Genomic DNA, 26,002 nt, shown 5'->3' on the forward strand with positions numbered 1-26,002 from the left:
AAGTAAATAAGACGAGGAGTGTAAAAATGGGTTTTCATATTTATGAAATCAAAGCTAGACAAATTATTGATTCTAGAGGGAATCCAACAGTTGAGGCCGATGTCATTTTAGAAGATGGAACTTACGGAAGAGCTGCCGTACCATCGGGCGCATCAACAGGAATAAACGAAGCTGTTGAGCTTAGAGATGGTGATAAATCTGTATATATGGGGAAAGGAGTTTTAAAAGCAATTGAAAATATAAAAAACATAATTGCCCCAGAGCTTGAAGGTATGAGTGCCTTAAATCAAGTTGCAATCGATAGAAAAATGCTTGAACTTGACGGCACCCCCACAAAAGAAAAGCTTGGCGCTAATGCAATCTTAGCAGTTTCAATGGCTACAGCTAAAGCTGCTGCAAATTACCTTGGGCTTAAAACTTATCAATATCTTGGAGCGTACAAAGCCAATATTTTGCCTACACCTATGTGCAATATTATTAATGGGGGTGCACATTCTGACAACTCCGTTGACTTTCAAGAGTTCATGATAATGCCGGTTGGAGCAAAAACTTTTAGCGAAGCAATAAGAATGGCAGCAGAAGTTTTTCATACACTAAAAGGCATTCTAAATGGCAAAGGATATGCGACTTCTGTAGGAGATGAGGGGGGATTTGCTCCAAATTTAAAATCAAATGAAGAAGCTTGCGAAGTAATTATAGAAGCAATAAAAAAGGCGGGATACGAGCCTGGAACAGATATAGCAATAGCTCTTGATCCAGCAACATCTGAGCTTTATGATCCAAAAACAAAAAAATATGTACTTAAATGGTCAACAAAAGAAGAGCTTACCTCTGAACAAATGGTTGAATATTGGTCAAAATGGGTAGAAAAATATCCAATTATTTCAATTGAAGATGGCATGGCCGAAGAAGATTGGGATGGATGGAAAAAACTTACAGACAAAATTGGGGACAAAATCCAACTTGTTGGAGATGATTTATTTGTAACAAATACCTCATTTCTTAAAAAGGGAATTGAAATGGGAGTTGCTAATTCTATTCTTATTAAGGTCAATCAAATTGGAACGCTAACAGAAACATTTGAAGCTGTAGAAATGGCTAAAAAAGCAGGTTACACAGCAATAGTTTCCCACAGATCAGGAGAAACAGAAGATACAACAATAGCTGATCTTGTAGTAGCTCTTGGAACAGGACAAATCAAAACCGGCTCACTCTCAAGAACAGACAGAATAGCAAAATACAATCAACTCATAAGAATAGAAGAAGAATTGGAAACAACTGCTGAATATCATGGCAAAAACGTCTTTTATTCAATTAAACAAAAATAAATTAAATCCCTGTAAAAGGGATTTTTTTGCTTAAATAAACTTAAATAAAAATGTAAAACTATAAAAAATAAAATTATCTTTTGGAGAATTGGAAACTTTTTCGTGCTTTTTTCTGTCCAAATTTCTTACGTTCAACTTTCCTTGAATCTCTTGTTAAAAATCCATTAGATCTCAAAATCGTCTTATTAGCTTCATCAAGCTCAAAAAGAGCCCTTGAGATGCCGTGCCTTATTGCCCCCGATTGACCTGAAATCCCACCACCATAAACATTAATATAAAGATCATATTTCCCAAGCGCATTTGTTAATACCAAAGGCGCTAGCGCCATTGTTCTTAAATTTTCAAGTTGAATATAAGAGGCAAAATCTCTATTATTTACTTTAACATTACCACTACCCTCTCTAATGTAAACCCTAGCAACAGAAGATTTTCTCCTACCGGTTCCCATTGACAAATTAACATTGCTAAAATTTGATTTTTTCATTTTACCTCTCTTAAATTAGCTTCCAATTTTGTAGGATTCTGAGCTTTAAGAGTATGTTCTGAGCCAGAAAAGACTTTTAAATTTCTAAAAAGATCTCGCCCCAAAGGCCCTTTTGGTAACATACCCTTAATGGCAATCTCAAGAGGAGCACAAGGCTTTCTCTCTGACAATGTTCTAAAAGTGTCGGAATAAAGACCCCCTGGATATCTTGAGTGTCTGTAATAAAGTTTTTGTTGATATTTCTTCCCCGTCAGCCTAACCTTAGAAGCATTAATAATAACAACATTGTCACCTAAATCTTGATGGGGAGTGTAATAAGCTTTATGCTTGCCCCTTAAAATTCTAACAACATCCACAGCAACTTTACCTAAAACTCTATCTGCTGCATCAATTAAATACCATTTTTTCTTAACAGTCTTTGGCTTAATCCAAATCGTAGCATTATTAGTTATTTTATTCATAATAGAACGTTACCCTTACATATAATTTTATGCATAAATCTCATTTATTGTATTATTTGTAAGGATCACTGTCAAGCCCACCAATAAACTTATTTTTAAGAGTAAAACAAATTTTCTTAAAATTGTCCAAATCTCCTTTAGAAAACTTCAAGGGAGCAATAGATGGAGTACTAAAATTTGGACTAATTAAATACCCATGTTGAAGAAACTCATTAAAAATTTCAGCATGATAACAAGCATCGTAAAGAGGAAACATATAGCGATCAATCCCTCTAAACAAAGAGGTAGCAAAAGAATTAAAATCAACATTGAGATTTTTACTATAAAATAAAAGTTTACTTAATGTATGCCTAGCCAAAGATAAAGTTATAGCATCAAAATTGTCTTTAAATTCTATTTTTCTAGAAAGGTTATCTACAATAACAATACTAACAGACATGAAATCAGGCAAAGGAATATTAAAAATCATAGGATATTTAATATTCCTAAACCCCATTTTAAATTCATATATTCCTTCTTCTTTTTCCCAAGGCATAAAAACTTTATCTTTACCAATTAAAGAAAATAAAAATGCCTTTGCATCTTGTTCTAGCTTAAAAATATAAACAGATCCCGCCTCTTTAAAAAAAGTAAATATTAAATTGATAAACTGATTCTTAAAAACAGAAGGATATGGAGATATCAAGCCCCTTGACATAGTTTGCTTAAAAATGCGATTTAAACCTTGAATCCTATAACCTAAAAAATTTTTTCCACCATTTAAATATAAATCTAAATACCTCTTACCATGAATATCATAAAGATAAAAAAACCTTGCCCTTTTAATCACCGGTAAATTGTCTATTAATGACAAATCATTCATTTGATAAACTTTCTAAAAGAATTTCATTTGCAAGTATAGGATTAATTTTTCCTGAAGATTTTTTCATTATTTGCCCCATCATAAATTTGATAGCATGATCTTTTCCCTTTTTGTAAAGTTCAATTGATTTGGGATTTTCATTTAAAACTTCAAGCACAATCTGTTTAATAACAAACTTATCACTTATTTGTTCTAATCGATTTTCACTTATAATAACAGAAGCGGAAACATTTCTGGTCATCATCTCTGAAAACACCTTTTTTGCCATTTTGCTACTTATTTTACTAGCAACAATAAATTCAACAAGTTCTGTAATATGACTTGGAGGCAAATTAAATTCAAGAACACTAATTCCTTTATCATTAAGAACGCCTAAAACTTCAGACAATATCCAATTGGCTACCTTTTTGGGGTCACTTGCATTAACAGCAGCCTCTTCAAAATATCCAAATAGATGCTTATCTGCTGTTAAAGTAATAACATCAAAATCACTTAACCCATATTGATCTTTAAGCCTAACTCTTGCATCAAACGGAAGTTCGATTAACTTTGAATTTTTAATATTATCAATATAAAAATTATCAATCTCTATTAAGGGTAGATCGGGCTCTTGGAAATAACGGTAATCAGATACTGTCTCTTTGTCCCTTTGAATAACTGTTATTCCACGCTTATCATCAAACCCTCTAGTGTGCTTACCACAAGTATCCAGGGTTTTTCTAAATTGAACCCACTCCTCTTGCTGCCTTAATTCTTCATATTCAATGGCAGCTTTAATAGATTTAAAAGAGTTTAAATTCTTTATTTCAGCTATAGGAGTTTTATATTCAACACCACCCTCTCTAACAATTAAATTAACATTTACGTCACACCTAAAAGAACCATTCTCCATATTGCATTCTGACAAATCAAGATATCTAAAAATTTCTCTTAAAGAACTTAAAAAAGCAACTGCTTCATCCCCACTACTAATATCTGGAGCAGAAACAATCTCGAGTAAAGGAGCTCCCGAACGATTAAAATCAATATAACTCTGATTTTCACTATCCAACAAATGCAAACTCTTGCCTGAATCTTCCTCCATATGAATTCTAATAATGTTAATCTTTTTAGCCCCAGAAGGAGTTTCAATTGATAAACTTCCCCCCTCACAAATTGGTTTATCATTTTGAGAGATTTGATATCCTTTTGGCAAATCTGGGTAATAATAATGTTTTCTGTCAAATTTAACAACATGTCTAATCTTTGAATTTGTAGCATGTCCTGCTAAAATTGCACTATTAATAAGCTCGACATTCACACTTGGCAATGTCCCAGGTAATCCAAGACAAATTGGACAAATACGAGAGTTGGGAACTCCCCCAAAATCATTCTTACATCCACAAAAAGCCTTTGTTTTTAGACCCAGCTGAATATGAATTTCTAATCCAATAACTAATTTATATTCCATTCAATCCTAATTCCATAATCACATTTTTTGAAAAACTTAAAAGTTCAAAATCTTTCTTGCTACACCCAATAACTTGCATCCCAATCGACAATCCTTCATTATCCTTAGAATACGGAAGCGAAATAGCAGGAGCTCCAATAAGATTTGCAATCACAGTACAAATATCTGAATAATACATTTTAACAGGATCATCGTAGTCCAAACCAACTCTAAAAGGTTTAACAAAACTTGTTGGAGTAATAATAAAATCACAACTTTCAAAAAGCTTGTTAAATTTTGGAATAATTAAATTTTGAAGAATCTCACAAGCCTTTGAATAATATTTGACATCGTATCCTTCTGACAATAAATAATTTCCAAGAACAATACGTCTTTTTACTTCTTCTGACAAGAAATTGCTCCTATGTTTAAAATAAAAATCGTTAAGACTCAAATTTTCTGACATTCTCTTACCATAACAAAGTCCAGTATAACGAGCAAGATTGGAGGACGCCTCAACAGGAGAAATTGTATAATAAATTGATAAAATAAAATTGATCTCTTCTATTGAAACTTCTTTTATATTAACACCCCTTGACAAAAGATCAGATTTAAATTTTGTAAAACTAATTGCAACGTTTTCGTCCATTAAATCTTCGCTAAGTTCTTTAATTACAGCTAAATTCTTGCCGTGCAATGACTCAACTTTTAAAGGATAAAAATTATCAAAAATGTCTACACTAGTAGAATCCATTTTATCAGCCCCACAAGTATGTTTTAAGATTAAAGCAATATCTTCAATAGAATGAGAAAAAAATCCTATTTGATCAAAAGATGATGCATAAGATGCAAGTCCATAACGAGAAAGGCCGCCATAAGAAGGCTTGAAACCCAAAATTCCAGAAAAAGATGCAGGAAGCCTAACAGAACCCCCAGTATCGCTGCCAAGCGAAAAAGGTGCTTGAAAAGCTGCAACTACAGCTGCAGAGCCGCCAGAACTACCACCTATAACATATTCTCTATTTAAAGGATTTACAGTTGCTCCATAATAAGAAAATTCACAAGTAGACCCCATGGCAAATTCATCCATATTGGTTCTACCAATTAAGATTGCTCCTTTATCCTTAAGTCTTTTGATTACAGTCGCATCATAAGGAGAAATATAGCCTTTTAAAATTTCAGAAGCACAAGTTAAAGATTTATCCTGAATTGAAATATTGTCTTTAACGGCAATAAGCATGCCAATTAAAGGCAAGTCCTCTAATTCACAATTTTTTAAACAATCGTCATACCTTTTTGCAATCTCTAAAGAATCATCAAAAAATTCAATATATCCATTGATATCTTTATTTAATTCATAATTATTTTTATAAGCAAGTAAAATATCATAAATTTTAAATTTTTTGCTTAAAACTAATTCTTGAATTTTAGTTAAAGTTAAACTGCTTAAGTCCAAGATCATATCCTTATTCTAATACTTTAGGAGATGAAAAATATCCATCTAAAAACGAGTTACTAAGCTTTTTAATTGATTCAATAGAAAGGGATGATCTTACTTTATCCTCACGCAATGTAGAAATCTTTTTTTTATTAGCATCAAAATTAATTTGAACCTCAAAATTGGCAATTTCATTAACCAATTTAATAACTTTTTCCAATTTTGAAATAAATTTATCTTCACTCTCTCTACTAAGCCTTACTAAACTTAATTTTAAACTATTTTCTAAATGTATATCTTTCAAAATAAACCCCTAAACTTTAATAATTTTTTTAACATACTCAGGACTCAAAATAGCCTTCTTACCATTTCTTAAACTAATTTTAACAAACTGCAAGTTGCCTTGGTACCAGCTATCAACAACTACTCCCTTTTCTCCATTATAAATTATACAGTCTCCAATATTAAATCTAACATTTCTTTTATTATCAATTAAAAAATTATTAAAGTTTTCTTTTAAGTACTCAGGAATAAAAATAATGTCATAAGAATTTTTGTCAATATCTTGGAAAAAAACGGAAAGGGAAGTTCCTTTAAAAGAGCCTCTAAAAGCTCGCCTCAAATTTAAAGTAATAATAAGCTCTGATTTAGCTCTTGTGATTGCAACATAAAAAAGCCTTCTCTCCTCCTCAAGTCTGTCTTCTGTTAATTCTTCAATTTCAGCTGGCAAAAGACCTTTCTCAAGACCAGAAATAACAACCCTATCAAATTCAAGCCCCTTAACACCGTGGATTGAAGACAAAAGTATATTGGACTTAAAATCTCCAGAAATTAAAGGAGAGAGTGAAGAATTTTCTAAAAATATGGCAAGACCTTCAAATGTAGCTGAATATTCAATTCCACTATTAATAAGCTCATCAATATTTCTTAATTTTTCGTCCTTATCAAATTTTTTATAATAATCTAAAAGACCAAACTTAATCACAACATCTTCAATAAAAGCAGATAAACTAATATAATTGTCTTCAAAAAGTTTTTTGCCCAGCTCATCGTAAGCATTTAAAAACAATAAAAGAGACTCTTTGGCTTTATTTTTAAGCGAACTGAAAACCTTTTTACTCGCACAAAACAAATTAAAATTAACATCATCATCGTTTAAAAAACTAATTATTTTATCTAGAGTAGTTTTCCCAATTCCTCTAGGAGGCTTGTTTATCATTCTCAAAAAAGCTATTTTATCTCTCTTGTTTATAAAAAGTCTAAGCAAGCAAATAATATCCTTTATTTCTTCTCTATCATAAAACTTAATTGATCCTAAAACCTTATACGGGAGATTTTTCTTTAAAAAAGATGATTCAAAATGAAAAGATTGGGAATTAAATCTATAAAGTATTGCCGTCTGAATATCATCATCAACAAGCAAATTAGAAAAATATTCAGCTTCATCTGATGTGCTTTGAAAAACCAAAAATTTCATTCTTTTACCAGCACTATTTTGAGTTGTTATTTCTTTCTCATACCTATTTTCATTTTTTGAAATAACCCCATTTGCAATATCCACTATATTTGAATTTGAACGATAATTTTGCACTAAATAAAATTTAATGACGTTGCCAAAAGTTTTTTCAAATTCAAGAATATTTTCAATTCTAGCTCCTCTAAAAGAATATATTGACTGATCTTCATCTCCCACAACCATAAAATACATACCATCCAAATAAAGCTCTTTCAAAAATAAAAATTGTGAATAATTCGTATCTTGATATTCGTCTACAAAAATAACTTTAAATTTAGATTGAATAGATTCTTTTAAAGATTTGGACTGCCTAAGCATTAGAATGGGCTTAATAATAAGATCTGAGAAATCAAAAGCATTATTCTTAGTTTTTTCTTTCTCATAAATTTTGATATACTCGTATTCCTTTTCTGTGAATTTAATAAATTTTTCTAAGAAAAAATTTTCTTTGTCTTTTAAAATCAAAGCTGCAATATGCTTTGCCATTTCAAGATTTGGAGCAAGATCAATTTGTTTGACAAATCTAACAACATCATTAGTATCCCAAATTGTAAAATTTGAATCATAATTTTTATCAAAATCCTTATAGTAAGCTCTTAAAAGCCAAGCCCCAAAAGAATGAAAAGTTTGAATATGAAGTTTCTTGTCAAATTTTAAAAGATCGTTTATCCTATCATTCATTTCATTTGCAGCTTTGTTAGTAAAAGTTAAAGCCAAAATTTCATTAGGACTTATATTCATATATTTGATTAAATACACAATTTTTGCAATTATAACTCTTGTTTTACCACTTCCAGGCCCTGCTAAAATAAGCATTGGATTTTTACTTTTGCTAAAAACAATTTTCTCTTGAGAAGTATTTAAGCTAGAAAAAAAATTACTTATTTTATCCATTGCTAATAAACTTCAGAAACCTTAAGATCAAACCCTGAAGGTGTCTTTACCCAAAAAAATTGAACAGCAAAAATTTCTTTCCCTTGCTCTTTTAAAAAAGGGGTAATGTCTTTGTCATTTAGAATAATATTAACATCAGAAAGTCTTGAAAAAAATAGTATCAAAGATTTTTCAAAAGTTAAATTAATGGGAATGCCCTTGGATACAAACAAAGACTTGCCATAAAGATTGTTTTCATCAGCGTATCTAAAAAATGTATCATTTAAAAAATTTATTTTTAAATCAACATTTGAAAGTTTTTCAGAAGAATATAGGGTTAAATAATCACTACTTGGCAATTTCTCAGTTCCCCTAACATCAAACTGCCAATTTAAAATATTAAATCTATTGTCAATATTGGTCTCGAATACATATTTAACATTTAAAACAAAAGATTCCAAGCTTACATGAGCTATTTTCAATTTATCATAATAATAGTTCTCATAAATAATTTTAACTCTTATACTATCATCAAGATCTATCTCTTTAAATTCACCTAAATTAAATACATTTTTACTTTTTTTAGACTCGTCAATAATAACTAAATCATCACTAATAAACGCTGCCTTATATTTTGCAATATTATCATCATATGTTAAAGATAAAAAATCCCCCTCTTTAAGAGAAACATTCCAAAAATTCTTTTCATCAAAAGAAACTTCATGAATATTTGAAATTTTCTTTTCATCTTGGCTAAGCTTGAAAAATTTTTTAAAATAAACTTCCACTTCTTTAAAAGCAAACAGCACAAATAATAATAAAATAACACCAACAATTCCTAAGAGAATTTTCAAAATGCTTAAAGGCTCTAAATTAAAAAAAAACAATTTTTTGTCTGGAACTTTATTATCGCCTAAAAATCCTGAATTTGAAATTTTATCTTCAGGCTTAATCCCAATATAACTATTATTAAGTCTACTCTTATAATCCTTGAAAAGTGTTGATATCAATCTAGAATCAATATCTAAATATTCGCTATAAGTTCTTAAAAATCCAACAGCCAAAACTTCATTTGGAAAAATTTCAATATTAGAATCTTCAAGAGCTTTAAGATACTTAATAGAAATTTTAATATCATCAGCCACCATTTCAAGAGTCAAATTTTTACCATTTCTAACTTTTCTCAAATAACTCCCAAATTTAACAAAATCATTTTCTTCCATAGATTTAAACCCTAATTTTTTTTAATATCATATAAAAAATTATCTACCTTATTTGAAGATTTTGGAGGATCATATTTGAATTTGCTATCAAGAATTCCAACATTAAACTTTACAGCGGTTAAATCAATAACTATTTCACGACCACCACTAGTAGGATAAGCAGTAATTCTTCTAATTATTCCATCTGGAGTAAAAGCAATAATAAAAGAATTAATAGTAGCAGCTCCTTTGTAAAGCTTCCTAGAAAAGGTTAATTTAATGTATTTTCCAGACTCAGATGAATCGAGAGCTTCCAGATTTGGAGAATTGGTATAAGACACACTATACTCACTATTTAACACTTTCATAAGACCTCCCCCGCTACTACCTTTTAACAATTGCTGACTAAACGAAGTGCCAAGAGATGGAACATAAACTGTCAAAAATTCACCATCACTTACAAAAACTTGATTATTTGAATCTAGATTAATAATAAACTTGTCTGGGAACTTATAAAGCAAAACACCTGATTGCTTTAATCCCTTTAAAGTAAAATTAATTGTTGCTTGCATGTCCTCTACATTTTGATATTTAGCATAAATTCCTTCAAAGTATTGATTTGCAGATATTTGAGCAAAAACAGCAACAGGATACAAAACCAATAAAAATATTGTTTTTATCATTTTATGAACTCTTATTATTAATAAGCTTAAGCCATTAACAAAACTACATTTAAACTATTATTATTATTATTATTAATAGTTTAATTTCATAATACTACATATCGTGGAAATAAACTATTATTAATAGTAATAGTTTAATACATAAAATAAAAATTTAAAGCTTAAGCAAACACCTTTAAAAAATTAGGATTTGATAACAATGTCTTTGAATTACGACGAAATAAATACTTTGATTAAAGAAATCCCTTTAGAAAACTCTTTCATAAAAAAAATAATACAACCAGATTACAAAAGTTTGGTTTTAGAAATTTACAATAAAATTGAAAATAAAACATTTAAAATATTAATCTCTTTAAATCCAAGTACTACTAGATTCCACATAACCAAAAAAAAATTTAAAAAGAATGCTTTGAAATTAAGATTTTCTGACTTTTTAAAATCAAAAATTCAAAATGGAAAAATTCAAAAAGCCTTCCAAATGAAAAACGAAAGAATTATTTATCTTGAAATCTTGAAAAAGGACATAATTATATTATTTGTTAAATTGTGGCCATCCTCTCCAAATATAATAGCTACAAACCCAAACTTTAAAATACTAGATGTCTATTACAGAAGACCAAAAATAAAAGAAACAACGGGAGAAATATTTTTAAAAGCTAAAGAAATACATGAAAGCAATAAAATGTCTGATAAAAAAATTATGTACCTAAAAGAAGAATACAATAATGCCCAGTACACATCTTATTCTGAATTTCTTGAAAATTACTACGAATCGCTTAGCAACAAAATTAAAGCAATAAATACAAAAGAATTGTTTATTGAAAAATATAAAAAAGAATTAATTGTTTTAGAAAAAAGAATAGAATCTTTTGAAAAACAAATTAAACTGATTGAAAACATTGAAAATGAAAAAGAAAAAGGTGAGTTGATTTTATTAAATATTAACAAAATACAAAAAGGAATTAAAGAAATAACTCTCTTAAATTATAATGAAGAAAAAATAAAAATACCGTTAAACCCATCATTATCACCAAAAGAAAATGCTTTGCAATACTTTAAAGCGTATAAAAAAGGCAAAAATTCTTTTAAAACCATAAAAAATCAATTAAAAGATAGTCTAGATAAATTTAACCTAGTTCAATCCAAAATAGCTATGTTAAAAATTGAAAATTTCATTCCAAAAGAAGAATATAATCAAGAAGAAACTGTTATTAAAAAAAAAGAAAAAACACCAAAAATAGGCTTACATTTTGCTTATTGTGGGTTTGACATTCTTATTGGAAGAAGCGCAAAAGAAAACGATGAACTTCTTAGACATTGCGCTAAAGGGAATGACTATTGGCTTCATACAAGAGATTATCCTGGGGCTTATGTTTTTATTAAAAAACAAAAAAATAAAACTCCTCCGCTTGATGTCCTTTTGGCTGCAGGTAATTTATGCGTATTTTATACAAAATTAGCAAAAAAATCTGGAAAAGCAGATCTTTACTACACTCAAGTTAAAAATTTAAGAAGAGTTAAAAACGGAAAGCTAGGTCTTGTAATTCCGAAAGCAGAAAAAAATTTACATATTAAACTAGATGAGAATTTAATAAAAAAATTAAAAAATTAAACCTAAAAACTATAATAGCAAAGCAAAATTTTGAATTTTTTACAAAATATTGTTATTCAAAGACAAAAAGCATAAAATTTATAAAAGTGGAGGAAGAACTTTATGATTTCAAAGTTAACAAAAATTGTAGCAACAATATCTGATCTTAGATGCGAACAAGAACACATAAAAGATTTATATGAAGCAGGAGTAAATGTCATAAGACTAAATACTGCCCATCAATCACGCGAAGATACAATAAAAGTAATAGACAATGTTAGAAAAATTTCAAATAAAATAGCTCTAATGATCGACACAAAAGGACCGGAAGTTAGAACAGCAAATATTGAAAATCCTATTATTGTAAAAACTGGAGACAAGGTAGTGATCTCAACTTTACCTATTAATGAACCCAACAGCTTTCAAACCAATTATGATGGATTTGTTAAAGAAGTGCCTCAAGGATCTAAAGTTTTAATTGATGACGGTGAGCTTGAAATGACTGTTGTTGCCAAACTCCCTGACCGATTAATTTGTGAAATTAAAAATGATGGCAAAATTAAAAATAAAAAATCAATCAATACTCCCGGTATTTCTCTTAAACTACAATCAGTAACCGAAAAAGACAAAAGATTTATTAAGCTTGCAGCAGAATACAATGTTGATTTTATTGCACATTCATTTGTAAGACATGCTAAAGACGTTCAAGACGTTCAAAAAATTTTAGATGCTGCTGGAAATTCTGATGTAAAAATCATATCCAAAATCGAAAATCAAGAAGGAATTGACAATATTGAAGAAATTGTAAAAGCATCTTACGGAATAATGGTTGCAAGAGGAGATATGGGGGTTGAAATTCCTGCAGAAGATGTACCAATTGCTCAACTTAAAATAACACAAACCTGTGTAAAGTATGGAATACCTGTGATTACAGCAACTCAAATGCTTCACACAATGATTGAAAATCCAAGACCTACTAGAGCAGAAGTATCTGACATCGCTAACGCTATTTTAAACGGAACAGACGCAATTATGTTATCCGGAGAAACTGCTTACGGAAAATATCCAATTGAAGCCGTAAAAATGATGACAAGCATTGCTAAAAAAGTTGAAAAACATAGAAAAATGACCTTATATAAGGATGAACTTTTTTACGATAAAAACATCACAAGAAACTACATTATCAAATGCGCAATTGATGCCACAAAGCTTATGGATGTAAAAGCAATTATTGTAGATTCTCTAAAAGGCAAAACTGCAAGGATAATGGCAACTTACAGAGCAAGTGCCCCACTATTCATTACAACAAATAGCGAGAGACTGGCAAGAGAATTGGCATTATCTTATGGGGTTTATTCCAATCTTGTAGATAATAATTTTAAAAGAACTACCGAATTTGTAGTAACGTCTCTTAAAATGCTAAAAGAACAAGGCATTGTTAATGACAAAGATACTGTAATAATTATTTCTGGCAATCCAAATAGAAATATTGAAAAAGGAACAGAATTTATGGAAATAAACACAGTAGAAGATGCTATCAAGGGACGAAATATATAAAGAAAATTAGAAAGCCTTTGGTTGAAAACATATTTTATTCAAATAATATAAACAGCTTATCATTTAAGTTGGCAGAAAAAAAAACTCACAAAGCCATTCTAACAAGTTATGGAAACTATGAGTTTTTTTTAAAAAGTGAATGTTTATTTAAAAAAATAATATCAAATCAAACTAATAATGTATTTATAATCTCTGGAGCAAAAAGCAATTTTTTAATTAATATATCCAACCATCATGTATGGAAAATTTTTAATAAAAATATTAAAGTAAACCTAGAAATATTAAAATTATTAAAAAATTTAAATTTTATCAATATAGACGATAAACTAATAGAAAATGACCATAAAATTGAAATTACGTTGAACTTTATTAGCAATATAAAGGAAAAGATAAAAATAATTCCAATAATTTTTGGTAAAACTTGCAATAAGGATTTAATAAAATTTTGTGATTTTTTAAAACCTTTTATAAGCAAAGAAGAAAATTCATTTATTTTGCTATCTTACTTTATTTCAAAATCTACAAATATAAAAAAAGCCTTAAAGCTTGAAGAAAATTTAAAAAATATCTTCCTTGAAGAAAAATCGCGTACTCCAAATCTAATACTAGAAAGCTATAAATCAAAAAAAATATTTCCGGAAAACATAAATGCAATCATGGCCATTTCAAGTCTTTTTAAAAATTTTGAATTTGCAAATTCAAAAATAACAACCAATCCTCCAGAATATTTGATATCAAACAGCATTCTAATAAAATAAATTGCTCAAAATTAAAACTTATAAAAAGTTTTCTAATTTTTTGCAATTTTTCCTTAAAAAAGCATTAAGCCCTATCTTTGAAATACTTCTTAATGCATTAGCAGAAACCCTAATCTTAACACTTCGTCCAAGATCTGGAATAAAAAATTTTTTATTTATTAAATTAACCTTAAAGGTTCTTTTGGTTTTTACTCCAATATGTTGTCCAGCCCCTCCCTTTTTCTTGGCAAGACCCTTTCTTGGAACATTGTTCCCAAATATAGTTTTTTTACCTGTTATCTCACACTTCCTAGCCATTTAAGCGCTCCTTTAAGTTCATTATTTTTTCTCCAAATATAAATCCATTAACTTTAAAAATAAAGCCAAACTCCCTAAAATATTTTTCATTATACCTCCAAAGTTTAGATTATTTCCATAGCTTTTGGCAAGGTCCATATCAAGCTCTTTCCAATTATAAATTAGCTCTCTTTCCAAAGACACCTTTGAATAGTCTGAAAGACAATCTTGCAAACGCTGCTCAATAGAATAAATTTTGGAATAATATTCACTTGATATGGTAAATGCCTTTTTATTCACATCTGCTATTATATTTAACAATAATTTCTCCGAAGATTTATCTCCCGCAGAAGCCCTGTGTAGCAATGCATTTATTCTATTCCCATACCCCCCATGCTCTCCTAAACTAGAATCAAAATCAACAAGATTTGTATGAATATTAATCAAGGCATGCATGTCATTAGACATTTCCCTTGAAAGTTCTATAAGCTTCCATTGTCCTTTAATAATAAGTAAATTAATAATATCATTAAGATCTTTTTTAACAAAATGAATAGTGTATGTTCTCAAATAAACTAAAAGCTCATAATAAATATAACCTGTGGTGCTCATTATTTTAGATACAATCTTTTCATTCATTTTTTCATTATAATTATCTAAATTTAAAAAAGATATTCCTGGAAAAAGCTGTTCGGCTAATATTTTAGATTTGTTATTTTTTTGTAAAACTTTAATTTTTTCAATTTCAGTGGCAACATGCTTGGTAAGATCATTAAAAAATATTCTTGCTATTGGATTAGGTTTTTGACTAACAGAAATAGGAAAATAATCTGGATCTCCACTAACATATCTTATTAGATATAAAATTTCTTTACTCTTATTTATGTCCAAAATGGAAGAAATAATCTTAATCCAGACATTCGATTTAATAGGAAAATCTTCTTTATTTCCATATATTTCCAGAATAATATCATAGAGGTTTTTCCAAATAGTAATATTCTTTACACAAGAAACACATTCTAAGAAATCTTTAAGATCATCTATAATAATTCCACACCCTATAGAGCTAAATCTGGGCCTATACACAAAATCATCTTCTGGAAGCAAACTATCAAAATTTTTAAGAACCAAATAATATTGATATAAAACTAAATCAAAAAAGTTATGCAAAGCTTCATAAGTTTCATCTATCAATTTAATTTGCTCTTGAGTTATGTTTTTAAACAAATAAGATAAATTATTATGTAAATTCTTAGGAAGATCTGAAGCAGAATTTATGTTCCCACTTGCAGAAAAAGAATAAATATAATCTAAAGATTTCTTCTGACTTTCATTTAAATATTTTTCAACAACAAAATGAACAATTTTATTAGAATTTTTATATCTTTGAGCAAATGGCCTCAGGGGAGAAAAAATTTTATAAAAATTATAAAGAAATCTAGAAAATTGAGGTAAAGCCTGAATTTTTGAAGCATTAAAAAAATTACTTACCCTGCTTAAACTAATTTTAACTTCTTTTAACCTTTTTTGCTTTATTTGCTCAGAAGTAAGCTCCTTATTAATACTAAACATGGAAAGTATAAAATCAAATAAACCCAAATTTATCATCCCCCTAAAAGCTCTTCAACTGCCTTACTCTATTTTCCAATTCAAAATGGAAATCATTATTAACTATAAAAATTATACATAATTTATTATAAAATAAAAGAAAAAACTTGAATAATTTTATGATAATAAAAAAAATAATACTAATAGCAATTTTACTAATTAGCCTTAGCTGTTCAAAGAATAAGAATATAGTTGTATTAACTGACAACAAAACAATACCATTTTATATAAATCAATTTAACATCGAAAATAAACTGAATTTTATAATTAAGTTTAGGAACAACATTGATCTACAAACAATAAAAAAAGAAAATGCACAAATAATCATTTCTAAAAATATTGGCAACACAAATATTAACAATCATTTAAAATCTATAAAAATTAATTACAATCCAGATTATCCCGTATTAAAACATATTTTCAAACAATTTAACTACAAAATTATCCCATTAAGCTTTGACGTTCCTATTTTAATTTATAAAAATACACACAGCATTAAAAAATACATAAACGTCAAAGATTTAAAAGAAGAATACGAAAAATTCATTAAAGATGGAAAATTTTTTATATCACCTTATATTTCTGAAAATTTATTTTATGTAATTTCTGAAATAAATGGTGTAAGATTTTCTTTCGAAAAGAATAAATTAAATTATAATGAAAAGAAAATTCTAAAAATGTCGGAATATTTCTCATCATTTTTAAATCCAAAACAAATGGATTTGCAAAAAGATTTCTTCAATAAATATAGCTACCTCAAACTAAACAAAATATTGCTTAATAAAAAGTCTCTTTTAATAACGGGATTGGGTGATCTAACCTTCTACAATAAATTAAACGAAAAAGAGAAAGCAGAAATAAAATTTTCATATTTAATCAACAATAATAATGAAGTTGTAATCTCTAGCCCAAATTTTATTGGTATTTTAGAAACATCTATTTTAACTAAAAAATTTATCAACTGGATTTTAGATAAAAACATCCAAAAAACCTTAATTAGATTTAACAATCAACCCCAATCATTTGGACTTGCTAATGGTTTTACTCCTTACAAAGAATTAAATTTAAAAATAAAACATTCAATTGATGGAATATCTCCTTTTATTGTTGACGAAACTAAAATCAATAGTTATTCCTATGTATTAAACAAAAAAACAATTGAAAAAGAAAACCTACTAATAAATGAATGGTTTTTCGCTAAAATTAAGAATCCAAAAAACTTTAAAAATTAAATATATTCTTCTCTGTGATTTAAAGCAACTATTTTAAAAATAAGAAAAAACAATAAGGCAAAAAGAATAGCTAAGGACACATATACGCTATTTAAAATATATATAAGAAGAGACACAAAAATAATTAAAAAATAATTCACAAAAAGACAAACAATTCCTGAAAAAATAGCTATCATTAATGAAGCTAGAAAAATCATCGCCTTTGAATTAAAATTAAATTCTATTTTAGAAAACAAAGAGATAAAAAATGCTCCCATTAAAATTAGCAAAATAGGAGAAATTAGTAAAATCAAACTTGAGGAAAAAATATTAATTAATTTCAAATTTAATATAGTAACCTTACTAAAAGCACTTGACAAACTTTGAATTTTCAAAAAAAAGTCAACCTCAGTAAAATTTGAAAATAAAGCTAAATTTTCCACATTTTCATTAATCTTGACAACCTCTAAAGCATCTGTATCAAAACTATCTATAGACACAAAAACTTTGGTAAGAGTCCTGTCGCTCTGCTCATTATCTTTGTCTAAAACATTTTGATACACAAAGCTACCTTTCAAAGTAGCAAATGGAATTTTTATATGCAATATAACATTTCCTGTTTTATTAAATCTAATAAGTTCAAAATTTTTTATTATTTTCGAATAATTATTAAGAGTAACAACTTTTTGCATATAAATATAATCAAAAACCCCTCTCTTAGAATCTGGTTGCAGCAAAAATACATCATTTATTCCGTAATATTCAAAATATTTTTCAATCTCATCAAAAAAAAGATATTGCTTCCTAAGCTTTTCAAGTGATTTATTTTTATAATTCAAAATTTCATTATCACTGGGAAACAATTTATGAAGATTTGAAAAACCGTAATAAGCTAATTTAAATTTTTCAGTATTAAGATATAAAAAATTTTTTTGCTTTTCTTCAGAAATAAGTTGAGTTTTTTCTTTTTCAAAATTTCTGTTCTCATTAATGTACTGTAAAGTCAAATTTAAAAGCGCAACAAAATCATCGTCTTTTGTCGCAGCATAAGCAATATAAGCAAAGTAATTGGCCGTATAATAATCATTTTGAGAAATAAATTCATTTGCAATGTTAAAAAAATCTTGCTTTTTAAGATTTTGTAAAGGATATAGTGAAAAAGTTTTTTTAACCTTTTCTAAATCAACTTCATAGCTTGGAATTTTGCTATATTCAGATTTTACTAAATAATAATTTGTTAAAAGTTCTTCATTATTTAGATAAATAATACGCATTTTATCATATATTCTAATCAAATTTTCAAGATGCTTTCTCTTTTGCTTCATTGAATCTGCAAAATCAGAAGATGACAAAAATCTATTTGAGGACAAGCTTATATCTATATTTTTAATTTTAAGAGATATTTTATTTGCTTCAGTTTCAAGAAGATTATATCTGTCGTAACTAAACTTATACTCATTTCTCTGAGCAATTACATAAGGCAATATTAAATTAAATATAAAAACAAAAAAAAGCCCTATTATAAAAAATAACAGTAAAAATGCATAAAACCTGGAAAATAAATATCCATTATAAGATTTTAAATAAATTTTAATTTCTTGTTGAACAAAAAAAGCGAAGTAAATACAAATAATAAAAATAAAAAATCCATAAAAATATTTATAAAAAAGCAAAATAGAATCAAAAAAAGATGCTATTAATCTATGTTTTTCTAAAAAATTTGCTCCAAAAAAATAAGAATAACTAAACATTAAACCTAGAAAAAAACACAGGAAAATAATAAAATTACTCAAAAATGCATATATTTCTCTTTTCATAAACTTTAAGAATTAACTACCCTTATACAAATTATTATCTAAATCTTTGCTGATTTTAATATATTCTGAAACAAAACCAAATACATAGCTAGAAAAAAAGGTTAAAACACAAAAAATAAAAGGAATAAAATCAGAAACAATGCTCCTTCCTATTATTACATTGTAAATCTTGGGAAACTCAATTGAATATACATTATAAATTTTTAAAAAAAGTATAATAAAAATGGGATAGAGAAATATTGCAAAACTATTTGAAAAAATAAGATTAAATACATAGGAAAAGGCAAATAACAATAAAGAAATTCCCAATACATTAAAAATTAAACTTAAATAGTTGAGTGAAAGTAGAAAATTATTCAAAATTTTTAAATCCCTAAAAATAAAATCAACAAAGTTATTATATATCTTTTGTCCTAAAAAATTATTCTCATTAAAATCAATCTTATTAGAATAAGAAAGAGTTGGTTGGTAAGAAAAACTTTTATCATTATTGTTATTATTATCTGAAACGATTAAAACTCCATTAAAACCATAAATTTTAGGCTTATTGCTAGAAAATATTATTTTATCATTTAAAAAATGTACAACCTCATCTTTAAGGATAAAATTATTATTTCTATTATTATCGATATAGTAAGAATGAAAACTATAACTAACCAAAAATCCTAAATAAGAAAACAATAAAATAAGAATAAAGATAATACAATAAAAATTAAAAGTCCCTCTAGAAGACTTTAAAACAATTCCATAAAAAGGATAGGGCCTCCTCATGAAAGTAACAACAAGTGACAAAGGAAAAGAATAAATGTAGGCATTGTAATAAAGACTATAACTAAAAATAGAAAAATTAAAATACAAAAACTTATATTTTAAATAAAATGTACAAATAAACATTAAAGAAAAAAGGCAAAATACCAAAATAAACCTATAAATTATTAAAAAGATCAATCTTAAAGAATCAAGCACAACAAATCCTTCTCCTCAAAAATTGAAAAACCTTTAAGCCTTTTTATTATTGATCAAAATATTTTTAATCTTCTTCTTAGCTTCTTCAAAGCTAATTTGCAAAGCTAAGCTAATCTCGTGCTCCAATATTAACTCAAAATCATTTAAAATCCTTTTTTCGTAAAAAGGAAGTTCTTTTTGGGTAGATTTTTTATATAAAAATTTATATAACTTTGCTGTATCCAAAATATCACTTTTTTTATAAAATTCATGACCACCATCTTTTATTTTTTTTGAATCTATTTGACCTTCAAACTCTTTAATAACATCAAAAACTTCTTCTACCTTTTCTCTGCTAACCAAAGCTCTAATTCCAAAGTCATCAACTTTAGCAACGGGAACCATAAAAATCATATCACTAAATGGAAAATGTATTTCATAATAATCAATAATCTCACCATTAAACTCTTTAGTTCTAATATCCTTAATCGTACCTACTCCATGCATTGGATAAACTACCGATTGATTTAGCAAAAATGCCATATTTACCTCATAAACTTTAAACAGTTAAAATTTAAAAGCTCATAAAAAAACGCTTAAATTGGTTCTAATACTAAATTTATTTTCATAAAATAAATTTTCAAGATATCTATCATTACAAAAGCTTATTATCACACTAGGAGTAAGTTTATTAATATTGGCAAAAAACATTTCTTTATTTCTCTTTACAGCTTTTAAATCATAATATCCAATAAAACTAATTTCTTTATGAGATTCTTTCAATCTTAAAAATTTTTTCTTGGAAATCACTTTATCCTTGTCAATAATATAACATGTTTTATGGGCATTTTCTAGTATTCCCATTAAAATAAGAAGAACTGTATTTGAATCATAGCAGTCAATATTAACTCTTTTAAAAATCCTAAAAAAAAATCTTACAATCTTGGAATTTAAAAAAACAAGAGAAGAATTTTTAATATGATTTCTAAACTTTTTAAAAATCAAAACCTTTAGAAAAGCTTTAAGACCAATAAAAATTACTATTGAATGATAAGGATGCCCTGAAAGATAAGCAAATCTGCTTATAAGCTTGCTGCGACTATCAAAAACATCTATAGGCACGCCCAAAAAATAAAACCTATTTGGTTTTGAATATATGTCTTTTAAATTAGCCATTATAACCCTCTAAAAATGCATTAAAATAAGCAAGTGAATAAATAATAGCAGTATCAGATCGTAAAATTGGAGTATTAAATCTTACAAAATTAAAGCCTTTCTCCTTAAAAAATACAATTTCGGACTTTGAAAAGCACCCCTCAGGGCCTATTATAATTCCAATTTTGTTAAAATTGTCAAAACTTTCATTCTTGCTTAAAATCATTCCACTCTGATGAGCAACATAATATTTAGTAGTACAAAAAGAATAGGGAAAAGAAAAAAAATTATTATAAAAATTAATTTTAGGAATAATTTTATTACCACTTTGCTTTAAGGCCTCATCTATTATTTTTGAAAATCTTAAAGTTTTAGCAGATGTATTGTTTATATCTATTTTAGACACAGAATGCTCCGCATTAATAATATTAATTTCTGAAACTCCAATTTCAACAACCTGTCTTAACGCTGAATCTATTTTTTTACCCTTTAAACTAGAAATAAAAATACTTATCTCAAAATTATTTTTTTCAATTTTATCTATTTTATTGGTAGCAAGCTTAATAAAATTACTACCAATCTTTACTACTTCTGACGCTCTTAATTCTCCATCTTTTAAAAGAATATTTAGCTTATCACCCTTTTTAAGTCGCCTTACATTCACAAGATGATGATATATTCTTACATCTTTAACAATAGCAAAATCGCCTTCTAAACAATTCGCATCCAAAACAATTTGCTTCACAATTTAATTACCCAATTTAGACAAATATTCACAAGCTGTTTTTAAAACCTTGTCATAATGTAGGTTATAAATTGGCAGTTCTTTATTATTATCTTGATAGTAATTAAAAAACACATACTTGCCCAAAAATTCTTTATCAATTTTATATTTTGGATTCTCTTTAATAAGATTTTCAACAAAAAAATCAATCTCTTGTTCAGTAATGGATTTTTTGCCTTTTAAAAAGTTTTCTACCAGCTTTTTATCAAAAATTTCTTTATATATTAACGCTTCCTCTTCAGAAAAATCTGGTGATTTTATTTCTAAATCAGGCTCAATCCCAACCTTATGAATACTTTTCCCAGATGGAGTATAATACTTTGAACTTGTAATTTTAAATCCACCAGTATAAAAAGGAACCACATGTTGAATAAGTCCCTTACCATAAGACTTTTCACCAATAATATAGGCTCTCTTATTATCTTTTAAGGCTCCTACAAAAACCTCTGATGCTGATGCTGAGGATTTATCTATTAAAGCAACGATTTTTATGTCTGAAGGCAAAACTTGTTTTGAGCTTGCCTTATAATCAATAGGCTTGCTAAAATTTCTTGATTTTGTGGAAACAATAGTCCCTTTAGATAAAATATCATCAGCCATTTTTATAGCTGCCTGAAAATATCCCCCAGTATTAAGTCTTAAATCTAAAATTAAAGATTTAATATTTCTGCTCTTAAGATTTTCTAAAGCTTTGCTAAAATCTGCAGACGTGTGTGGATTGAAACTCACTATTCTTATGTACCCAATATCTGGATTAATAACATCATGTTTAATTGTTTTTATTTCTATCTTCTCTCTTGTAAGTTCAAAATTCAATGTTAAATTTTTTCCCCTAAGAATAGACACTTTAACTTTTGTGCCCTCTTTGCCTTTTAAAAGATCAACAACTTGATCCACCTCCATAGAAGAAACACTCTTGTCATCAACAGCGGTTATGCAATCTCCAGATTTAATTCCAGCCTTATAGGCTGGGCCCCCCTCAAAAGGAGCAACAATAGAAACGCAAGTGCTACTAGGATCAAGATCTTTTGCTTTGTCTTGCTTGTCTTGAGAATGCATTTTTTTTATTATAGAAATTCCAATACCCACATAATCTCCCACTGTTGTTTTTGAAATTTCTTCTAAATCCTTTTTTGTCAAATATTGAGAATAAGGATCACCTAAAGATTGAAATATTCCTTTTAAAGCACCTTCAAAAATTACTTCATCGCTTACAGGATCAACATAATTTTCTTTTACAAATTCAAAAGCTTGAATCATCATCTGCTCATAATTAGATCTTGACAAATTACTATTATTAGATCCATCAAAAGCAAAAATAGATTCAACAATTACTAGAGAGCTTATACCCAGAATCAATAAAAAATACACGCATATTAAAAATTTATTTTTCATTTATCCATTCCTAATGCAAAAATTAAAACTTGATTTTATTTCCATAATATAATATTTTAAAACTATGTTAAACTCACATCCTAAAAAAAAACAAAGCCTTCAAAGATTAAGCCTTATTATATTACAAATACTCGAAAGTCTTTTAATTTTAGTCTTATTATCCCAAGCCATTAATAAATTAATTTTTATTAATCATTATTCAATAAAGTTTATGCTAACATTTATTTTATACTCACCTGAATTTTTCATGGCCAATTTAACACTTTATTATTTTATATACGAAAAATTTAAAATTCTTCACAGTATTATAATAATAACCAAATTATTCCAAATAATATTAACATTATTATTATTTATCTTAGGATTTGCTTTTAAAATATACGTCTATCAAACCTCTCTAGCTATAATTTTGGGAATTACAGTAGTTTATCTAATATTTAATATAATAATTTTAGCAATAATTATTAGGGCAAAAATAAAAAAAGAGGAGTAAAGCTTGATTATTATTCCTGTAGCCAGTGGTAAAGGGGGAGTTGGTAAATCCCTTTTTTCAACAAATATAGCAATTTGTCTGGCAAATGAAGGAAAAAGCGTCTTGCTTATTGATCTTGACCTTGGAGCATCTAATTTACATTCAATGTTAAATATTGTTCCCAAAAAAAGCATAGGTACATTTTTAAAAACAAAAATTAATTTCTCAGACATTATTATTAAATCTGGAATTAAAAATTTAAACTTCATTGCAGGAGATTCTGACATACCAGAACTTGCTAATATAGGTGCTTCTCAAAAAAAAACTATAATAAAAAATTTGAAATCTTTAAAATATGATTACTTGGTGATCGATCTTGGAGCAGGAACAGCTTTTAATATCATAGACTTCTTTTTAATGTCAAAAAGAGGGGTAATAGTAACAACACCCACAGTAACAGCTACAATGAATGCATATTTATTTCTTAAAAATATAATATTTAGACTGCTATCAAGCATGTTTAAAAGAGGAACAAAAGGAAATGAAATCCTCAGAACAATAAAACAAAATTCAATTGATCTTCAAACAGTATATATACCTAATTTACTACTAAAACTAGAAAACGAAGATCCTGAAAATTACTCCAAATTTAACAAATTGTTTAAAACAATTAGCCCTTTTATGATATTCAATATGCTCAAAAACCCTAATGACATTGAAAAAACTGAAAAAATAATAAAATCAGCAAAAAACTATTTAAGCATAAATTTACAAAGTATTGGAGCAATCTATAAAGATGAAATAGTTGATCAAGCTTTAAACAGTAAAATCCCTATCACCATATACAAACCCACAAGTTCAACCTCTAAAAGTATAAAAAAAATTGCAAAAAAACTAATTGAACTTGAAGATTTAGCAAATGATGCTGAGCTTTTAAGCGAAGAAGATTTAAATGAAAGTTATGATTTCGTACTAAGAGAAGCTCATGAAGAATATATTGAAAAAATTGAATACCTTGAATTGCTAATAAAAAACAAAACAATAAACAGTAGCGAAATTATTGATATAATAAAATCTCAAAAAAGAGAAATCGAAACCTTAAGAAAACAAAATATGTTACTTAAAAAAAAGCTTTTTGAAAAGCTTGAAAAGGCTAAGGAGGTCTAATGCAAAATTACATAAATTACCCAAGTTGGTTGCATCCCGAAGTGATTCAAGGTATACCAATTACATGGTATAGTCTATCTTATATTTTTATCATACTAATCTCTTATAAGTTTATTTGGTATCAAATACAATTAGATAACATTGATATAAAAAAAGAAGATTATGAAACATTTATGTTCTCACTTGTAATTGGAGCAATTTTAGGAGGCAGATTGGCATCTACCTTGGTTTACGACAAATCAGGCATTTATTATTCTCACCCCTGGTTAATACTCTTACCATTTGACCAACATTGGAATTTTACAGGATTTAGAGGCATGGCCATCCACGGCGGTTTCTTGGGAGCAATAATTGCTCCTCTAATCACAATAAACACGAAACTTAAAAATACAAATGTTCAAAAATATTTTCTAAAACTAACAGATTATGGATCAATAGCTTTTTCTTCTGGTTACATACTTGGAAGACTTGCTAATTTTGCAAATGCAGAACTTTATGGAAGAGTAATGAAAGGAGGAATAATATTCCCTAATGCAGAACCATTTGACACAAATATACCGGGCGTAAAAGAATTTGCATCATCCATAGGGCTTGAAATTTTGCCTCATGATCTGCTAATTAACCTCCCAAGAATACCTTCTCAACTTATTGAAGGATTTTTTGAAGGACCTGTAACTTTTATATTACTATGGTTTTTATTTAGAAAAATGAAAAAACATGATGGGTTTATTTTTGGTATGTATGTAATGCTTTACGCTTTTTTTAGATTCTTTATTGAATATTTAAGAGAACCGGACAAAGAACTTGGATTTATAATAAACTATAAGCCAATCAACAGTCTTTTAGAATTTTCTTTTTTAAACATATCAATGGGACAAATTCTCTCACTAACGTTAATACTCTTAGGTTTAATATGGATAATAACCACTAAAAAAATCTCAGATAAAAAAATAAAAAATAATAGTAATTTGGCATATAAAAATTGAAATA

25 protein-coding genes are annotated in these 26,002 nt (G+C 27.6%); 8 read left to right on the forward strand and 17 right to left on the reverse strand.

Going from position 1 to position 26,002, the window contains the following annotated elements:
* Window positions 1-26 precede the first annotated feature (26 nt).
* Entirely contained in the window at window positions 27-1,328 is a 1,302-nt protein-coding gene (gene eno, locus DB723_RS01650; RefSeq protein WP_151551692.1) for a phosphopyruvate hydratase, read from the forward strand.
* A 73-nt stretch (window positions 1,329-1,401) separates the two neighbouring features.
* On the opposite strand, the gene rpsI is transcribed toward eno, so the two are convergent.
* Genes rpsI through DB723_RS01695 form a run of 9 tightly spaced genes read right to left on the reverse strand, consistent with a single transcriptional unit; the run spans window position 1,402 to window position 10,276 of the window.
* The gene (gene rpsI, locus DB723_RS01655) at window positions 1,402-1,812 is read right to left on the reverse strand and encodes a 30S ribosomal protein S9 (RefSeq protein WP_151551694.1); all 411 of its coding nucleotides are present in this window, start codon (window positions 1,810-1,812) and stop codon (window positions 1,402-1,404) included.
* A complete protein-coding gene (gene rplM / locus DB723_RS01660) occupies window positions 1,809-2,273 on the reverse strand; it encodes a 50S ribosomal protein L13 (RefSeq protein WP_151551695.1) in 465 nt (154 codons plus the stop codon). Before rplM ends, rpsI begins: the two co-directional genes overlap by 4 nt.
* Window positions 2,274-2,325: 52 nt before the next feature.
* On the reverse strand, window positions 2,326-3,135 hold the full coding sequence (locus DB723_RS01665; RefSeq protein ID WP_151551696.1) for a hypothetical protein: 810 nt from the start codon (window positions 3,133-3,135) through the stop codon (window positions 2,326-2,328).
* Window positions 3,128-4,585: an Asp-tRNA(Asn)/Glu-tRNA(Gln) amidotransferase subunit GatB gene (gatB, locus tag DB723_RS01670; RefSeq protein WP_151551698.1), complete on the reverse strand. Its 1,458-nt coding sequence runs from the start codon at window positions 4,583-4,585 to the stop codon at window positions 3,128-3,130. Before gatB ends, DB723_RS01665 begins: the two co-directional genes overlap by 8 nt.
* The gene (gene gatA, locus DB723_RS01675) at window positions 4,575-6,020 is read right to left on the reverse strand and encodes an Asp-tRNA(Asn)/Glu-tRNA(Gln) amidotransferase subunit GatA (protein WP_151552924.1); all 1,446 of its coding nucleotides are present in this window, start codon (window positions 6,018-6,020) and stop codon (window positions 4,575-4,577) included. The genes gatB and gatA overlap by 11 nt, the downstream gene beginning before the upstream one ends.
* Before the next feature lie 10 nt (window positions 6,021-6,030).
* A complete protein-coding gene (gene gatC / locus DB723_RS01680; RefSeq protein ID WP_151551699.1) occupies window positions 6,031-6,306 on the reverse strand; it encodes an Asp-tRNA(Asn)/Glu-tRNA(Gln) amidotransferase subunit GatC in 276 nt (91 codons plus the stop codon).
* A 9-nt stretch (window positions 6,307-6,315) separates the two neighbouring features.
* Entirely contained in the window at window positions 6,316-8,412 is a 2,097-nt protein-coding gene (locus tag DB723_RS01685; protein ID WP_151551701.1) for an ATP-dependent helicase, read from the reverse strand.
* Window positions 8,413-8,414: 2 nt separating this feature from the next.
* Window positions 8,415-9,614: a BB_0345 family helix-turn-helix protein gene (locus DB723_RS01690; protein ID WP_151551702.1), complete on the reverse strand. Its 1,200-nt coding sequence runs from the start codon at window positions 9,612-9,614 to the stop codon at window positions 8,415-8,417.
* 11 nt (window positions 9,615-9,625) lie between these two features.
* On the reverse strand, window positions 9,626-10,276 hold the full coding sequence (locus DB723_RS01695; protein ID WP_151551704.1) for a LolA family protein: 651 nt from the start codon (window positions 10,274-10,276) through the stop codon (window positions 9,626-9,628).
* A 199-nt stretch (window positions 10,277-10,475) separates the two neighbouring features.
* Between DB723_RS01695 and DB723_RS01700 the strand changes: the two genes are divergently transcribed.
* From DB723_RS01700 to amrB, 3 genes are all read left to right on the forward strand, one after another.
* Window positions 10,476-11,888 (forward strand): NFACT RNA binding domain-containing protein, encoded by a 1,413-nt coding sequence (locus DB723_RS01700; protein WP_151551705.1) that lies wholly within the window; start codon window positions 10,476-10,478, stop codon window positions 11,886-11,888.
* Window positions 11,889-11,990: 102 nt separating this feature from the next.
* The gene (gene pyk / locus DB723_RS01705; protein ID WP_151551707.1) at window positions 11,991-13,424 is read left to right on the forward strand and encodes a pyruvate kinase; all 1,434 of its coding nucleotides are present in this window, start codon (window positions 11,991-11,993) and stop codon (window positions 13,422-13,424) included.
* A 17-nt stretch (window positions 13,425-13,441) separates the two neighbouring features.
* A complete protein-coding gene (gene amrB, locus DB723_RS01710) occupies window positions 13,442-14,182 on the forward strand; it encodes an AmmeMemoRadiSam system protein B (RefSeq protein ID WP_151551709.1) in 741 nt (246 codons plus the stop codon).
* An 18-nt stretch (window positions 14,183-14,200) separates the two neighbouring features.
* Here amrB and rpmB read toward each other — a convergent pair whose 3' ends face one another.
* Both rpmB and DB723_RS01720 read right to left on the reverse strand, forming a co-directional pair.
* Window positions 14,201-14,479, reverse strand: a complete 279-nt coding sequence (gene rpmB / locus DB723_RS01715) for a 50S ribosomal protein L28 (RefSeq protein ID WP_151551711.1) — start codon at window positions 14,477-14,479, stop codon at window positions 14,201-14,203.
* A 21-nt stretch (window positions 14,480-14,500) separates the two neighbouring features.
* Window positions 14,501-16,063 (reverse strand): hypothetical protein, encoded by a 1,563-nt coding sequence (locus tag DB723_RS01720; protein ID WP_151552926.1) that lies wholly within the window; start codon window positions 16,061-16,063, stop codon window positions 14,501-14,503.
* A 110-nt stretch (window positions 16,064-16,173) separates the two neighbouring features.
* Between DB723_RS01720 and DB723_RS01725 the strand changes: the two genes are divergently transcribed.
* Complete coding sequence (locus DB723_RS01725) at window positions 16,174-17,298, forward strand: hypothetical protein (protein WP_151551713.1); 1,125 nt, start codon at window positions 16,174-16,176, stop codon at window positions 17,296-17,298.
* Here the strand turns inward: DB723_RS01725 and DB723_RS01730 are convergent.
* Genes DB723_RS01730 through DB723_RS01755 form a run of 6 tightly spaced genes read right to left on the reverse strand, consistent with a single transcriptional unit; the run spans window position 17,295 to window position 23,373 of the window.
* Window positions 17,295-19,094: a hypothetical protein gene (locus tag DB723_RS01730; RefSeq protein ID WP_151551715.1), complete on the reverse strand. Its 1,800-nt coding sequence runs from the start codon at window positions 19,092-19,094 to the stop codon at window positions 17,295-17,297. The two genes, DB723_RS01725 and DB723_RS01730, sit on opposite strands and share 4 nt — an antisense overlap.
* A 12-nt stretch (window positions 19,095-19,106) precedes the next feature.
* Complete coding sequence (locus DB723_RS01735; protein ID WP_188093259.1) at window positions 19,107-20,060, reverse strand: hypothetical protein; 954 nt, start codon at window positions 20,058-20,060, stop codon at window positions 19,107-19,109.
* A gap of 33 nt (window positions 20,061-20,093) precedes the next feature.
* Complete coding sequence (locus DB723_RS01740) at window positions 20,094-20,582, reverse strand: CarD family transcriptional regulator (RefSeq protein WP_151551717.1); 489 nt, start codon at window positions 20,580-20,582, stop codon at window positions 20,094-20,096.
* A 39-nt stretch (window positions 20,583-20,621) separates the two neighbouring features.
* Window positions 20,622-21,215, reverse strand: coding sequence for a hypothetical protein (locus tag DB723_RS01745; protein ID WP_151551719.1), 594 nt, complete (start codon window positions 21,213-21,215; stop codon window positions 20,622-20,624).
* The gene (locus DB723_RS01750) at window positions 21,208-21,939 is read right to left on the reverse strand and encodes a 16S rRNA (uracil(1498)-N(3))-methyltransferase (protein ID WP_151551721.1); all 732 of its coding nucleotides are present in this window, start codon (window positions 21,937-21,939) and stop codon (window positions 21,208-21,210) included. The genes DB723_RS01745 and DB723_RS01750 overlap by 8 nt, the downstream gene beginning before the upstream one ends.
* Before the next feature lie 3 nt (window positions 21,940-21,942).
* Window positions 21,943-23,373, reverse strand: a complete 1,431-nt coding sequence (locus DB723_RS01755; protein ID WP_151551723.1) for a S41 family peptidase — start codon at window positions 23,371-23,373, stop codon at window positions 21,943-21,945.
* 64 nt (window positions 23,374-23,437) lie between these two features.
* On the opposite strand from DB723_RS01755, the gene DB723_RS05780 reads away from it, so the two are divergent.
* The 3 genes from DB723_RS05780 to lgt are packed head-to-tail and all read left to right on the forward strand — an operon-like array spanning window position 23,438 to window position 25,998.
* Window positions 23,438-23,866 carry a hypothetical protein gene (locus tag DB723_RS05780; RefSeq protein ID WP_151551725.1) on the forward strand — a complete coding sequence of 143 codons (429 nt, stop codon included), beginning with the start codon at window positions 23,438-23,440 and terminating at the stop codon, window positions 23,864-23,866.
* Window positions 23,867-23,869: 3 nt separating this feature from the next.
* The gene (locus DB723_RS01765; RefSeq protein WP_151551727.1) at window positions 23,870-25,012 is read left to right on the forward strand and encodes a MinD/ParA family protein; all 1,143 of its coding nucleotides are present in this window, start codon (window positions 23,870-23,872) and stop codon (window positions 25,010-25,012) included.
* Window positions 25,012-25,998 (forward strand): prolipoprotein diacylglyceryl transferase, encoded by a 987-nt coding sequence (gene lgt, locus DB723_RS01770; RefSeq protein WP_151551729.1) that lies wholly within the window; start codon window positions 25,012-25,014, stop codon window positions 25,996-25,998. Before DB723_RS01765 ends, lgt begins: the two co-directional genes overlap by 1 nt.
* The last annotated feature ends 4 nt before the right edge of the window (window positions 25,999-26,002 follow it).

It is taken from the genome of Borrelia maritima (assembly GCF_008931845.1).
Taxonomy (GTDB): domain Bacteria; phylum Spirochaetota; class Spirochaetia; order Borreliales; family Borreliaceae; genus Borreliella; species Borreliella maritima.